The following is a 14,234-nucleotide window of genomic DNA, read 5'->3' as shown; positions in this document are numbered from 1 at the left end:
AAATCACCTCCAGCGGCTTCTGGCCTGAATGTTCAGTTCCGTAAATGTAGTATTTGTACCGACCGCAGCAATCACGATGGTGTTATCTCCAGTATTTAATACTGGGAAGTTTAGCTCCGACAGAAGCGGGAGACCGTTTCGAAGAGTTTCTCCGTTGGAATCCACCACCTTTGCCGTCATAAGGTCAGAGTCAATAATCAATGTTTCCCCGGCGGCAAGTTGTCCTATAATCTGAAGCTCGTTGCCGTTTGTGGTTATGGAGATATATGAGTCTGTCCCGGAGGGAATTACACCCTTTAAGGAGTAGACCGGGTAGGACTCGATATTCCCCAGAGCGCGAGAAGCGATAAAGGTTCCTGCTTCCGCAAAATCAAAGGACTCGTCCGATATGGCATAGCCATAAGGGTCTGGGCAGAAAAATTCCAGATCAAAGGTGCAGGAATTGCGGACTGCCCGGTCAAAGGAAAATCCGGACGTCAGCCTTGCTTCATACACTCGTCCCGGTTCCTTGTCCAGAATGAGCTGGCAGAGGCCGTTGTCCGGATTCAGCCATTCGATAATATCGTCCTTCTTTGAAAGAAACTGTTCGTCTGTCTTTCCCGGAGGAATGAAGCAGGAGATGAGTATCTTTCGCTCGGATACTGTTTCTCCGAAATCAAATACGCCGTGCCATCCGGGCATGGTGATCGTATTGTTTCTAAGCTCAGGCATCCGATATTCGTTTGTAATCCTTGTCGCAAGTCCCATAGACTGGGAGGTTGTTCCGTTAAATGAAAATCCCATATTACACCAGTCCTTTCGCCCTGCGTCCGGCAGTCAGCAGTGTGTTGAGCTGCTGAGAAATCTTCCGGATATCGTCGTCGCTTCTGACGCTCATTTCCTCGATATTGATGAGAGGCTGGTCGCCTGAAATGCTGAGGGTAGCACTGCTTACAGCATCCTGAATCATGGATCGCAGAGAGCTTACACCGACAACAGCCTCATCACCAGCCTCGCCGCCGCCAAGCAGTGTGCCGCCGCTCTGTCCGAAGATGGTCGCATCCTTTAAGATCATGCCGCCGGACATCGCCTTCTTATACCAGTCCACAGAAAAGTGCGGTATGGATGGCGGGTTCAGCGAAAAACTGCCTGTTATAGAGAAATGCGGCAGCTTGATCTTCGGCAGGCTCCAGCTGAAGTTGAACACGCTCTTTAGCTTATTTACGATGCCGGATACCGTGCTCCAGATCGTATTGAATACATTGGAGATCGTATTTTTGATCCCGTTTACGATATTGGACACCGTGCTCTTGATCGCATTAAAGCCATTGCTGATGCCGGACTTCATGGTATTCACCACATTCATGACCGCGCTCTTTATGCCGTTCCAAACTGAAGTAACCACGCTCTTTACAGCATTAAAAATCGTAGAGGTCGTAGTCTTGATGGCGTTCCAAGCGGTGGCGATGACCGTCTTTATGGCATTCACGACAGTTTCTACAGCTGTTTTTATAGCATTCCAAACAGTGGTCACCACGGTCTTTATCACGTTCAGGACGGTTTCAATGATCGTCTTGTAGATGTTGAAATAGGTGGTCACCACAGTTTTTATTGCATTGAATATGGTTTCAAAAAAGCTCTTGATGCCATTCCAAATAGTAGAGATAACCGTCTTTATAGCATTCATCACGGTTTCAACCGTGCTCTTTATAGTGTTCCATGCTGTGGATAGAAAGCTGCTGATCGCATTTACCACAGTGGTGAAGGTCGTTTTTATGGCTTCCCAAATGCTGACGAAGAAGTCCTTGATCGCCGTCCATATAGTGATGGCGATTTCCTTGACCTTCTCCCAGAGATTGATCCAGAATTCCCTGAAGCCCTCGCAGTTGTTCCACAGGTAGATAAAGGCTGCCACCAGAAGGCCAATAGCCGTAATGATCAGTCCTATTGGATTTGCCGCCATGACTGCATTCAGGCCTGCCATCGCCGTCTTTACTCCGGCCATAGCAGTGGTTACAGTAGGAATGATCGTCATAATCGTACCAACAGCGGATATCACCTTGCCGACTATTACAAGTACCGGCCCGATTGCAGCAGCCACGAGCGCAATCTTTACAATCATCTGCTGCATGGGCTCTCCGAGGTTGTTCCACCATTCGGCGAGGGATTTCAACTTATCAGATAGCTCCTTCAAGACAGGAGCAAGAACTGACATCAGGGAGTTGCCGACCTCAGCACCGGTTTCCTTCAGAGAGTTCATCGTCATCTGGAACTGGTCAATCGGGTCGAGTGTCTCATTGAAGGTATTTTCGACACTGCCTTCAAAATCACCGAGGAAGCCGGAGTAATCCGACAGGTTGAGTTTTCCTGTTTGCACGGCATTGTAGATGGAGGCACCGGCCTTACTGCCGAAAAGGTCATAGGCCGCCTGCAGCTTTTCTGCATCGCTTCCGCTTCCCTGCATGGTAGTAGAGAATTCCGCAAGCACCTGATCCAGCGTTTTGCCGTCTGCCGTTGCATTCTTCATGGCTGTCTTTAAGCCCATCATAGCAGCAGAGGTATCAAGACCGGACATTTCCACCATGCCCATAAAGCCAGCGGCCTGCTGGGTGGTGAGTCCCATTTCCTTCAGCTGCGCGGCATTGGAGGAGAGGGCGTTTGCCAGCGTGTCCATATCGATGCCGGTGGCCTGGCCGGTAGCGTTTAAGGCGTCCAGAAGATTATCCGCCTCAGAAGCGTCCATACCGAAGGCATTCATGACGGAGGATACATTGTCGATAGATGTCGATACATCGGTATCGTTGAGCTGGGCAAACTTGATGAATTTTGCCGAGAGATCATCCAGTGCCTGCCCGGTCAGGCCGAAACGCGTATTGACCTCGCCGACAGCAGCACCGGCAGTTTCGAAGTCAGTCGGTATCTCGGTGGCGAGGTCTTTTACGATCTGGTTCATTTCTTCCAGAGCTTGACCTGTTGCACCAGTTTTCTGCGCTACGATATCAAGCCCTGCGTCCACTTCGTTAAAGGCGGCAAGGGAGGCAGCGCCGATAGCGACAATAGGAGCTGTGACATGCGTCGAGAGGCTCGTGCCGACATCAGATATTTTCCCGCCGACCTCCTGCAGCTTGGAGCCGGTTGCCCGGAGTGTTGCCGTTATAGAGGTATCTGTTTCCCGACACTGCTGTTCGAGGTTTTTGAGCTCGTTTTCGGTCTCTATAATCTCACGCTGCCATGCATCATATTGCTGCTGGGTGACGGTACCGTTTTTAAGTCCAGCATCCATCTGGTCTTGCACGGACTTCAGCTGTGTGAGCTTTTCTTTGGTTTCGGAGACTGCCTGTTGTAGGAGCTTCTGTTTCTGTTCGAGCAGCGTGGTATTTGTCGGGTCGAGCTTCAAGAGCTTGTTGACGTCCTTTAGCTGCGACTGAGTTGATTTAATTTCTTTGTTCACGCCGGAGAGGGCTTTGGAAAGGCCGGTCGTATCGCCGCCGATTTTCACGGTTATGCCTTTAATTCTGTCAGCCATGCGATGACCTCCTTCCTGTTAAAATCGATCCATCTGCTCCTGTGTCGCGAGCGCAGGATAGTTGTAATCGTCGTTGCTCATTTCTGCGTACATGTCATTGACAGTCCCGATGGTGAGCAGGTCGAGCTCCGAAATGGAAATCCCAATCTGCACGCACCGGAGTAAAAAGAGCGGGGTTGTCATTTCCCGCTCTGTCGGATGATGTTTTTTTTAGACTCCACTTGCTGTTCCACATTCAGTCCCCACAGTTCGATGATCTGCGGCAGGATTTCATAGATGGAGAAGGTGTTGAACTGGTCGAGCCAGTCCTCCGGTGTATTTGGGACATCCGGATTCTGATGCTTTGCCATCAGCCATGCGATGTTCTCAAAAAGTTCCAGACTGAAAGTGTCCAGATTGGAGCTTTCTGCATCGTTTTCATCGATGCCTTTCTGTAATTCGTTTAAATCCTTGTATATGTCCCTGTGGAACTTGTTTCTGTATAGGCGAGGAATGGCGGCAGAGGCGCGGAATTGTACCTCCTTGCCGTCAACCTCGATTGTTTTTGTTACAGCCATATTGCGCCTCCTTACTCTCCGTCGTCACCGTTGCTTACCGAAGCACTCGGCTCATATACAGCGTTGTACCATGCGTCGTAAACAGTGCTTGTAGTGTTCGTGCCGGTTTTGACCTTCACGATGCCGGAAGGCAGCGGAGAGGCTGTAATGGAAAGAGTCTCTGTCTGCACCTCAGTAGAGTCTTCCTTGGTGCTGCCAGTGACGGAAGGGCGGGTCGCGCTGCAGTAATACATGCAGTGACGGATCTTCCTCTGGTCACCGGAGAACTCAAAAAGCAGAGCGAAATGCTCTGGCTCCACATCCTTGTTCTCCACAATGACACCGTTGGCGTCCTCAGTTTCGTGCATGACGTCCGTGAGAAAGCTCTCCGGAATCAGCGCCAGTTCAAAGTCGCCGGAATAGCCGTTGTTGTTTGAAACCATGTAATATACGGAGTCGTCCGCATAAAACGGATCATTATCCCCCTCAGCATCCAGCGAAAGGGATACGGCACCGGGCATTGCTACAGGCGTGCCAAAGGTAACAGTACCGTCAGCGGCAAGTGTAGCAATGGCGTAGTGGCAGTTTTTCAGGCCGAACTTGACCTTGTTACTTGTGTTAGACATAGTATTTAACCTCCTATAATCTGTGTTTGATATAAGACCTCGTACAGCTTCTCCGACTCGATCCACACCTCAGATTTCTCGTAAGGCAGGTCGTGGGCGATTAAGATGTCCTCGATCCGGGTTTCTGTTTCTGGGTCTTTTACGTCCGTGTATAATTCGATGTTCAGCTCATCAATTTTCTGAAACACCGTGTCATCCGCGAACATATTGTCAGAGCCCGGATATAGAAAAACGAGGAAGGGTGGGTTGGTGACTCACCTTCGGCAAAGTGGTCATAGGCGAGCGGCAGACCGACTTCCTCTAACATGGTGATTACATCGTTGTATGTCATGATCCACCTCCCAGCTTCTGCTTGATGGTATCGACGAGCTTTTCGTTTCCGCGCTCTTCGGCGGAGGCGATATGAGGCTGTGCCGGAACACGTCCGCCGCCACGCTTTACATGCCCGTGCTCCAGAAGGTGTGCCAGTTGATAGCGGTTTCTCGAATGCACCACGAGGTCGATGCTCTGTGAATCCTCGTGCATATTCTTGACCGACCAGCTTTTCTTGTATTTGCCGGTATCGACAGGCGCACCTGCCTGAATATCCTTGCGGACGGAAGCGGCAGTCTCTTTCACAGCAGCCTTTAGGTCATCTGTGGCGAGCTTTGAATATTTTTCGAGTTCCTCCATAATGGCGTCGCCCATCTCGCTTATTGATACATTTCTACTCATGCGTTTTTCTCCAGCTTGCAGTTGAATTTCAGGCTGTTGTGCTTGTAGCCCATCGGGTTTACATAGGTGATGTTGTAGGTGCGGCCTTCTGCGATGATCCGGTATTTTGTCGATTCTACATCCGAAAGCTCAGAGCAGTAGCGGCAGGTGAAGTCCAGCGATTCCTCCGGATTGATGACTACACCGGAAGATTCGGAACCGGAGCTCGTGCCGACAGTCGCCCAGCATGAGAAATAATCCGCCCAGCCGGTTTTGTGGTTTCCATATTTGTCGACGATGACCGTATTTTTCTGGAAGGTGACGCGCACTCTCATAGCAGCTATATTCATGAAAACGCTCCTTCCCGTATTGCAAAAAGAAGAGAACGTAGTGTCATGGTAAGAGCATGGTGGTCGGCTTCCTCCTTGTGCTCGAAGAGATAGGCACAGGTATAGAGGATAGCGACCTTCATGATTTCACGGATTGCAGACAGCTCCGCCTCAGTAAATTCATCAGAAGAAGCAGCATCGGAGTCGATCACTTCCCACTGATCATCCGTAAGTCTTGCAATATCAATACATAAGCGAATTGCGGAAGCCAAGAGGATACCGACCGTGGCATCCTCATCAGACGAATCTACGCGCAGATAGGCCTTCGCATCTTCAGTTGAAATCAAAGCCACGGTCGTTCACCTCCCTGCCTTAAGAACCGGAAGTTGCCTTCATGTCGAGAATCTTGATGCCCTCGGAAAGGATCAGCTTGCCGTCAACACGCTCCGTGCAGGTAAAGCCGACCTGACCGTTGGTAGCGTAAAGCTCGTTGAGGCGCTTGATCGTACGACCGGCTCTATCAGCGATCCAGTAGCAGGAGAAGTCGCCGAATGCAATGGCTCTTGCTCCTGCGGCCATTGTAGGTACCTTCGGAGAGGTGTAGAGCGGATAGCCAAGCAGTCTGTCGGGTTCTCCGGCAGTAAGTGCAGGCTGCCATACATAGACGCCGTTCAGATCCTTGAGCTTTCTGATAGCTGCGACAGTGGCATCGTTCATGAGGAACTTCGCCTTGCTGCGATACGGAGCCTTGAGAGAGTACACAAGGCTGATCAGCTCATCGGCGGTAATTGCCGTAGCGGAAGCTGCAGTTACGCCGGAAGGAGCACCACCAGCGGCAGAAGGGATGAACAGGCCAGTAGGTCTGTCGATAGCTGTCTGTCCGGTCTGCACAGCACCGTTGATGAAGGCATCCTCTTCAGCTTCACCGAAGGCACGACCGAATTCCTCGGAGATGTAGCCCTCGATATCAAAGAAACTGTCAGAAAGAAGCTCGTCGGACACCTTGATGAGGTCAGTCAGCTTGAAAGCGTCAATGCTGGTCTGAGCGAAGGTCGGATTGCTCTCGGTGTAGGCACCGTTCTCGGCAGTCCATGCCGCCTGCGTGTGGCCATTTGCCACGGGGATCTTGCGCTCGTTTTGCGTGGTAATGACCTTGCAGCCGATGGTACGCATGATGTTATTTTCATTGAGCGCCTGAACAAGGGTGTGCTCGAATTCAATCGGAACAAGGTATCCGCCGTTTGCATCGGTTCCTTCCTCAAGCACGTCTCGGATTGCGGGATTGCCGGGATGACGAATGTTGTCCCAGAAGGCCTTCTTGTAGGCTGCGGAAGCTCTGCCGGGTTTATCATCCGGTTCATCTTTTACACCGGGCTTTCCGGTGAGCGGAGTAGAAGTTGGAGCACTCATCATCTTGTCGATCTGCTCCTGACGCTGCAGGCGCTCGATATCCTTGGTGAGGTCGGTGACTTCCTTTTCCATCTTGTCGTAGGTTGCGGCATCCTCTGCAGAAACCATGCCGCCATTCTGAGAGTGGCTATTAAGAAACGCCTTAGCGGCCTCCCATGCCTTCGCTCTCTTTTCCATGAGTTCCATAATCTGAGTCATAGTAAAAATCCTCCTTTAATGTGCGAGAAGCGAAAGGCGCTTCTCAAGATCGGTTACTGGTACCATGTGTTTATTTGCTTCCGGCTTCTTCTTAGGAATCAGTCGGGAAAGCAGCGAATCAGTAACAGCCTTGCGAGAGAAAAGCATCTCCGCGTCAGCCGTATCCTCTGGGACAGATTTTTCTCCATCCCTGAACAGAATCTCGTCAGCAAAGCCGAGCTTTACGGCTTCTTTGGCGTTCATCCATGTCTCGGCATCCATGAGCTGTGAAATCTTGTGACGGGAGAGCCCGGACTTGATTTCGTAAGCGTTCATAATGGATTCCTTGACTTCGTTTAACATGTCGATGGCTTTCTGCATCTCTTCGGTATCACCGATGGCGATGGTCGCAGGGTTGTGTACCATCATCATGGCCACGGGACTCATGCAGACCTTTGTACCGGCCATAGCGATGACCGATGCCGCCGAAGCAGCAAGGGCGTCGATCTTGACCGTAACGTCGTGCGGGTAATCCATCAGCATGTTGTAGATCTGTGCAGCAGCAAAAACATCACCGCCCGGAGAGTTGATCCAGAGGGTGATGTTTCCATCGCCTGCATGTAGTTCTTCATTAAATAGCTTGGGTGTTACTTCGTCGCCGAACCATGTCTCATCGGAAATTTCCCCGTCGAGGTAGAGCGTTCGGTCGGAGCCAAAGCTGTCCGGCTCCTCGTTTCGCACCCAGTTCCAAAACTTTCTGGTCATAGTGCCTCCTTCTTTCTGAACCGGGTGCTCCCGCTTTCGGGTTCCGGCTCGGTTTGTGTTTCCTTCGTTTCATCAGCTTCCTCCTGCGTCTGTGCCGAGGCCGCAAAAATTCCTGCGTCCTTGAGCTTGGTCATATTGCCGTTGATCAGGTACAGGTCGCCGCCTTCCTCCTCCGGAATACGATCGAGGTTTTCAAGCTCCCTGATATCGTTAGCGGACATCCAGCCGTTTTGGCGTCCGACCGCATAACCGTTCATGCGGCTCTGGTAGTCGCCTCTGAGTAACCCGTCAACATTGAATTTGAAGAAGTATTCCTTCTTCTCATCCGGTGAGAGCAGGGCTCTTTGCATGGACTGTTCCCAGCGGCATACCCACGGGTCGAGCGTGTATTTCACGAACTCCAGAGATTGCTGTTCGATGTTTGAGAAGCTCGATTTCTCAAGGTCGCCGATCATGTGAGGCGGGATGCGAAAGATACGAGCGATCTCGTTGATCTGGAACTTCCGCGTCTCCAAAAACTGCGCCTGTTCCGGTGAGATGGAGATAGGCGTATATTTCATGCCTTCCTCCAGCACAGCCACCTTGTTTGCATTAGAGCTGCCGCCGAAGGCAGAGTTCCAGCTTTCTCTCACTCGCTCCGGGTCTTTTACCACGCCGGGATGCTCCAAGATGCCGCCGGGAGTCGCGCCGTTAGCAAAAAACTTAGCGCCGTATTCCTCGCAGGCAATTGCCATGCCGATGGCGTTTTTTGCCATTGCAATCGGGCTGTAGCCTACAAGGCCGTCAAAGCCGAGACCGGGAACGTGCAGCACGTCGGATGGCTGGAGCCTTACACGGCTGCCATTCATCGTGTGCGCTTCATCCTGTGACGTCTGATATTCGTAATAAAGCTCTCCGTTTTCATCGCGGTTGACCGTCATGCGATTTGGCATCAAGGGATAGAGCGCGACCACTTCACCTTTGCCGTTTCGAATGATCTGCGCGTAGGCGTTTCCCCACAGCAAAAGGTGCGTCATCAGTGTCTCCCGGAATACAAAGGATGTCATTTCCGGATTCGGCTCATCGTGGAGCAGGAAGTAGAGCGGATGATTTGTCGCTTTTTCTTTGCTGCCGCCTTCGCCGTATCGGTAGAGATGAATCGGCAGGCCTGCAATAGCCTCGGACAGAATCCTCACGCAGGAGTAAACCGCCGTCATCTGCATGGCGGAGCGCTCTGTCACAGCTTTGCCGGAGGTCGTGCCGCCGAAGAAGAAGCGGTAGGAGCTTCCGGTCGTCGAATTGGTAGGCTTGTCTCTTGAACGAAACAGTCCTGAAAATATGCTCATATTGATCACCTGCCTTTCAGATGAATAAAATGCCTCTGCCATCATAGACAGAAGCGCCGTTGTCGTTGCCGCAGCGGATCGCACGGTCAAGCGCCATGATGGTGGCGATGGCTCCGTCGATCTTCTCTGTAGATTTTTCTTTGTCAGCCTTGATGTTTCCGGCTGGGTCAGTACGGATGAAGATGTTATCCATATTCCAGCGGAGCACCGGATGGCCTCCGTGGGCGAGCTTTTTCTCAAGCGTCAGCTTCATGAGTTCCTTTGTGGGCGGACTCATATCCTTAAAGCCCTGTCCGAAGGGCACGACAGTAAAGCCCATGTTCTCCAAGTTTTGCACCATCTGGACGGCTCCCCAGCGGTCGAAAGCAATCTCTCGGATATTAAAGCGCTCACCGAGGCGCTCGATGAATTTCTCGATATAGCCGTAATGGATGACATTGCCTTCCGTGGTCTGCAGCATGCCTTCCTTCTCCCAAGTGTCGTAGGGCACGTGGTCGCGCCGGACACGGAGGTCGAGGGTATCCTCCGGTACCCAGAAGTACGGGAGGATCACATACTTGTCATCCTCATCCCTTGGCGGGAATACCAGCACGAAGGACGTGATATCCGTAGTGGAGGACAGGTCAAGACCGCCGTAGCAGACGCGGCCTTCGAGGTCGTCTTCATTCACGGGATAAGCGCATGCATCCCATTTATCCATTGGCATCCAGCGGACGGCTTGCTTTACCCATTGATTGAGGCGCAGTTGTCTAAAGGAGTTCTCCTCGCCGGGATTTTGCTTTGCCGACTCGCAGGCGGCTTCCACCTTATCGATGCCGACCGTGATACCCAGAGACGGATTCGCCTTTTTCCAAACCTCTGGATCAGTCCAGTCCTCGTCAGACTCCGCGCCATAGATAACAGGATAGAAGGTTGGATCGACCTTCCTGCCATCAAGGATGTCCTGCGCTTTCTGGTGGACTTCATAGCAGATTGTGTTTGTATCGTTTCCGGCAGTGGTAATCAGGAAATATAGCGGCTGCATTCTGGCATCGCCGGAGCCCTTGGTCATTACATCAAAGAGCTTCCGGTTTGGTTGGGTGTGCAGCTCGTCAAAGACCACGCCGTGGATGTTAAAGCCGTGCTTAGAGTAGGCTTCAGCGGAGAGCACCTGATAGAAGCTGTTGGTCGGCTCATAGATGATCCGCTTCTGGGAGGCAAGTATCTTCACGCGTCGGTTCAGCGCCGGGCACATTCTCACCATATCCGCAGCAACATCAAAAACGATGGTGGCCTGCTGTCTATCGGCAGCGCAGCCATAGACTTCGGCGCGTTCCTCACCGTCACCGCAGCAAAGGAGCAGGGCGACCGCAGCGGCCAGCTCTGACTTTCCCATCTTCTTTGGAATTTCGATGTAGGCCGTATTGAACTGACGGTAACCATTCGGCTTCAGGACACCAAACAGGTCGCGGATGATCCGTTCCTGCCAGTCAATCAGCTCGAAGGGCTTTCCTGCCCACGTGCCTTTGGTGTGGGTGAGCTGCTCGATGAACATTACGGCGAAGTCTGCCATCTGCTTGCTGTAGTGGGAAGTCTCTGCCATGAAGCGGGTCGGCTTATAGTTTTTCAGTTTTCGCATTGGCACGGTGGCCGCCTCCTTTCAGGGCAAAATAAAAGACCGCCAAAGCGATCCGGTATCAGTACGAGAGAAAGAGCCTTCTGGCTCAGTCTCCCGGAATATTCGTATTCAGGGTTTAATGCTTAGTTGTGGTTCTCAAGCAGGATGCAAAGCGCCATCTCTGCTTCTTTGCAGGTGGGATGAATGTCCCAGCCTCTGTCGTAGTTGCAAACGGTCTCACCGTCAATCTTGATCATGAGCTTGCTGATCCTGCCGCCGTTTATGCCGTAGGTCTCGCTTGGCTCATCGTAGTGCTTTACCCAGTAGTGACACTTGGTGTATTTTGCCTTGTCCTTGGCATCCGGGATGCCGATAACTCCTTCGCTCCACATTTCCTTACGCCTCCTTTACCGTCATCTTGAAGGCCGGGATGAGGGCATGCTCGTCGCTTCCGAAGTGGGTGTAGCGCTCCTTGACCTTTACAATTCCGTCCAGTGTGCAGCCGAGCTCCTCAAACTTTGCAATGGTCTCGATAAGGCTTGAGAATGTGGAGCTGATTGTGAATTCCTTCACTCCGAGCTTCCGGCAATCTGCAAGGATCGCTTCGATGTCGTAATCCCAGATGACTTCGGCGAAGTTCGGCAGGTCGTTTCCGGCTTCCTTGCTGTAAAGGTAGGCCTGTCCCAGCGTCCAATGGCATCCGATCTCTTCCCAGCGCATTCCGGGCTTCGCGTTTTCTATGGCTTCAATTGTGTACTTCATGGTGGTTCCTCCTTGTGGTTGTTTTCCCTTTTGGTATGTACATATATCACTCTGAACGCCTGTAATAGCAAGCTATTTATCGAAATATATGTGACAATCCTGTGGGAACATTCGAGGCCTAAATTGTGTAGTTAGCCTTCCCCGGTCATGATGAATTTCACGTATTCAGACCGGTGATCCTCAAGGTATAAAACCAGTTCGTAAAAGTCCCGTTCGTAGGCCAGCCGCTGCACCATGTTTATATCGAACATATTTGTAAGGCCGGTATCCCGGATGGCGAGGATCTGTTCCTTTACCCTTTCATCCATATCAGTCCACCACCTTACGTACACGGTCTATGCCGTAGATGACATTCAGGCCGGAACCATTGTCCCAGTTCACCATGAGGCTCCCGGTATCATCGACTCCCGTAACGGTTCCCTTGGTGCCGATGGGCGGAGCCTGTACATCGTCCATCTGGAGAAGCTCCACGCGGGTGCCTGCCGGGTAGCGGGAGTGGAGCGCCTCAAGCTGCTCTTTTGTGATCATTCGCATGCTGCCACCTCCTTTTCAGGTGCGCCGTTCTTCCAGCTGGAGTTGCCGGAGAGGTTTTGAAGGAGAATCTTGCGCTCTGCCTTGTACTCGTTTCCGATGAAGCCCAGCCGCAGGAGGAAGCAGCGGAATGCGTACTTCTCGTTGTCGACTTCCTTTTCGGTGGCGCTGATGCGCTTCAAATCCCGGCTCATCTTTCCAAGGGCAGCAATGAAGTGGGTGTAGGCCTTGACCTCGTCCGGCTCCGGCATCTCAGTAAACCAAGGGAAGCTGACCGTATCTTCTGTGACCTCAATTCCAAGGTCGTCAATGCCGAGCGCCTTCTTGATGAGGCTTTCCTTGGCGGTGAGGAGGTTGGTGAGGTTTCCGACCGCCACCTTGTCGAGCGGGAGGCTGACTGTAAGGCCGGTGGCTTCTTCTTCGGTACTTTCGACCTCCTCAGTATCTACCGGTGTGAAACCATCCGCGATCAGGCTGTGGATGATGCGTTCCAGCTTGTCTGCGTCATCGCAGGTTACGCCGCCTTCCTTGTCGACTGTGACGTCGCCGATTTCGTAAGCGCAGGTCGGCATACGCATGTAGACCGCCTTGTCGCCGGTGAGGTTTTCGATGGCTGCGACCAGTGCTTTTCTGTCGTTTCCGGTTACATTGTAATTTGCTTTCATGAGTGTGTTCCTCCTTTGTGAATTAAGGTTTTCAACCGTGCCTTTCGGCATGTATATACATCACTCTGAAAGCCTTATTTATCAAGTGATTCCCGACATTTTCTGAGGTAGAAAATCGCCGAAGAATCCGGGCAGAAATTGTGTACTATACACCTGCCGTCGGAGAGGTCTCGACTTCCTTTGCCAGAGCGGAATAGAAGAGCTTTTCTCCGTTCCTTATTACATACACATTCTCCTCATCGCCGGTGTCTTCCACGTAGCGGCGAAGGATGACAGAGGCGTATTTCGGATCGAGTTCCATCATGTAGCAGACGCGGTTCAGCTGCTCGCAGGCCATCAGAGTGGAGCCGGAGCCGCCGAAGGTATCAATAACTACAGAATTTTCCTGAGAGGAGTTCTGGATAGGATAGCCCAGAAGATCCAGCGGCTTGCTGGTTGGATGATCCTTATTGCGCTTTGGCTTATCGTAGTTCCAGATGGTGGTCTGTTTGCGGTCTGAATACCACGGGTGCTTGCCGTTTTGCAAAAAGCCATAGAGCACAGGCTCATGCTGCCACTGATAATCGGAGCGACCGAGCACGAGACTGTTCTTTACCCAGATACACACACCGGCGAGATGGAAGCCTGCGTCAATGAATGCCTTTCGGAAAGTGAGCCCTTCGGTATCCGCATGAAAGCAGTAGGCGGCTCCGCCTTTTTCGAGGTGGTCAGCCATGTTCTTAAAGGCTGCCAGTAGGAACTTGTAAAATTCCTCGCCCTTAAGTGAATCGTTCTGGATCGTAAGACCGTCCGAGGTTTTGAAGGAAACTCCATACGGAGGATCGGTCAGAACAAGGTTTGCCTTTTTGCCGTCCATGAGTTTTTCCACATCTTCAGGTGAGGTGGCGTCGCCGCACATAACTCTATGCCTGCCGACTGTCCAGATGTCGCCGGGCTCCACGAAGGAAGCTTTCTCAAGAGCAGAGGTCAGGTCAAAGTCATCATCTGCGATGTCTTTTTCATTTCCTGTACCGAGCAGCTTATCCAGCTCACTGGCATCAAAGCCGAGGAGCGAGAGGTCAAAGGACTGATCCTGCAGGTCAGATAATTCGACCGACAGCATTTCCTCATCCCAGCCTGCGTTGAGCGCAAGCTGATTGTCCGCAAGGATATATGCACGCTTCTGTGCTTCCGTCAGGTTCTCGGCAAAAACGCAGGGCACGGTTTCATATCGTTCCTCGCGGGCAGCCATAATGCTGTCGCCCCGCAAAATAAAGTTCCTGTCTCTTGCACAAAAACAGCGAATTATTATATCAGTTCCATAATGATGTCTC

17 protein-coding genes and 1 pseudogene are annotated in these 14,234 nt (G+C 51.8%); all 18 read right to left on the bottom strand.

Annotated features, from left to right (window positions below):
* Positions 1 to 3: 3 nt before the first annotated feature.
* A complete protein-coding gene (locus tag ACESZH_RS00090; RefSeq protein WP_373215933.1) occupies positions 4 to 783 on the bottom strand; it encodes a distal tail protein Dit in 780 nt (259 codons plus the stop codon).
* A gap of 1 nt (position 784) precedes the next feature.
* Positions 785 to 3,505: a phage tail tape measure protein gene (locus ACESZH_RS00085; RefSeq protein WP_373215932.1), complete on the bottom strand. Its 2,721-nt coding sequence runs from the start codon at positions 3,503 to 3,505 to the stop codon at positions 785 to 787.
* Between the two features lie 179 nt (positions 3,506 to 3,684).
* Entirely contained in the window at positions 3,685 to 4,062 is a 378-nt protein-coding gene (locus ACESZH_RS00080; protein WP_373215931.1) for a hypothetical protein, read from the bottom strand.
* Positions 4,063 to 4,073: 11 nt separating this feature from the next.
* A complete protein-coding gene (locus tag ACESZH_RS00075; protein WP_334636643.1) occupies positions 4,074 to 4,667 on the bottom strand; it encodes a major tail protein in 594 nt (197 codons plus the stop codon).
* A gap of 5 nt (positions 4,668 to 4,672) precedes the next feature.
* Positions 4,673 to 4,998, bottom strand: a pseudogene (locus ACESZH_RS00070) (hypothetical protein).
* Positions 4,995 to 5,381 (bottom strand): HK97 gp10 family phage protein, encoded by a 387-nt coding sequence (locus tag ACESZH_RS00065; RefSeq protein ID WP_373215930.1) that lies wholly within the window; start codon positions 5,379 to 5,381, stop codon positions 4,995 to 4,997. The pseudogene ACESZH_RS00070 and the gene ACESZH_RS00065 overlap by 4 nt, the downstream one beginning before the upstream one ends.
* Positions 5,378 to 5,710, bottom strand: coding sequence for a phage head closure protein (locus ACESZH_RS00060; protein ID WP_373215928.1), 333 nt, complete (start codon positions 5,708 to 5,710; stop codon positions 5,378 to 5,380). Before ACESZH_RS00060 ends, ACESZH_RS00065 begins: the two co-directional genes overlap by 4 nt.
* Positions 5,707 to 6,042, bottom strand: a complete 336-nt coding sequence (locus ACESZH_RS00055; RefSeq protein WP_373215926.1) for a head-tail connector protein — start codon at positions 6,040 to 6,042, stop codon at positions 5,707 to 5,709. Before ACESZH_RS00055 ends, ACESZH_RS00060 begins: the two co-directional genes overlap by 4 nt.
* A 19-nt stretch (positions 6,043 to 6,061) precedes the next feature.
* Positions 6,062 to 7,297: a phage major capsid protein gene (locus ACESZH_RS00050; RefSeq protein WP_373215925.1), complete on the bottom strand. Its 1,236-nt coding sequence runs from the start codon at positions 7,295 to 7,297 to the stop codon at positions 6,062 to 6,064.
* 15 nt (positions 7,298 to 7,312) lie between these two features.
* A complete protein-coding gene (locus ACESZH_RS00045; protein WP_373215923.1) occupies positions 7,313 to 8,041 on the bottom strand; it encodes a head maturation protease, ClpP-related in 729 nt (242 codons plus the stop codon).
* Positions 8,038 to 9,366 (bottom strand): phage portal protein, encoded by a 1,329-nt coding sequence (locus ACESZH_RS00040; RefSeq protein WP_373216129.1) that lies wholly within the window; start codon positions 9,364 to 9,366, stop codon positions 8,038 to 8,040. The genes ACESZH_RS00045 and ACESZH_RS00040 overlap by 4 nt, the downstream gene beginning before the upstream one ends.
* Before the next feature lie 16 nt (positions 9,367 to 9,382).
* Entirely contained in the window at positions 9,383 to 10,984 is a 1,602-nt protein-coding gene (locus tag ACESZH_RS00035; RefSeq protein ID WP_373215922.1) for a terminase large subunit, read from the bottom strand.
* A gap of 122 nt (positions 10,985 to 11,106) precedes the next feature.
* The gene (locus ACESZH_RS00030) at positions 11,107 to 11,355 is read right to left on the bottom strand and encodes a hypothetical protein (RefSeq protein ID WP_373215921.1); all 249 of its coding nucleotides are present in this window, start codon (positions 11,353 to 11,355) and stop codon (positions 11,107 to 11,109) included.
* A gap of 4 nt (positions 11,356 to 11,359) precedes the next feature.
* The gene (locus ACESZH_RS00025; protein WP_195389584.1) at positions 11,360 to 11,725 is read right to left on the bottom strand and encodes a hypothetical protein; all 366 of its coding nucleotides are present in this window, start codon (positions 11,723 to 11,725) and stop codon (positions 11,360 to 11,362) included.
* 131 nt (positions 11,726 to 11,856) lie between these two features.
* Complete coding sequence (locus tag ACESZH_RS00020; protein WP_373215920.1) at positions 11,857 to 12,033, bottom strand: DUF5049 domain-containing protein; 177 nt, start codon at positions 12,031 to 12,033, stop codon at positions 11,857 to 11,859.
* A 1-nt stretch (position 12,034) separates the two neighbouring features.
* A complete protein-coding gene (locus ACESZH_RS00015) occupies positions 12,035 to 12,259 on the bottom strand; it encodes a DUF4314 domain-containing protein (RefSeq protein WP_373215919.1) in 225 nt (74 codons plus the stop codon).
* Positions 12,250 to 12,921, bottom strand: coding sequence for a virulence protein (locus ACESZH_RS00010; protein WP_373215918.1), 672 nt, complete (start codon positions 12,919 to 12,921; stop codon positions 12,250 to 12,252). Before ACESZH_RS00010 ends, ACESZH_RS00015 begins: the two co-directional genes overlap by 10 nt.
* A gap of 145 nt (positions 12,922 to 13,066) precedes the next feature.
* Positions 13,067 to 14,234: DNA modification methylase (locus ACESZH_RS00005; protein WP_373215916.1), on the bottom strand; the 1,168-nt coding region annotated here is incomplete at its 5' end.

Source organism: Ruminococcus sp. 5_1_39BFAA, assembly GCF_964240875.1.
Taxonomy (GTDB): Bacteria; Bacillota; Clostridia; order Lachnospirales; family Lachnospiraceae; genus Blautia_A.
This window is presented reverse-complemented; position numbering and strand designations above follow the sequence as displayed.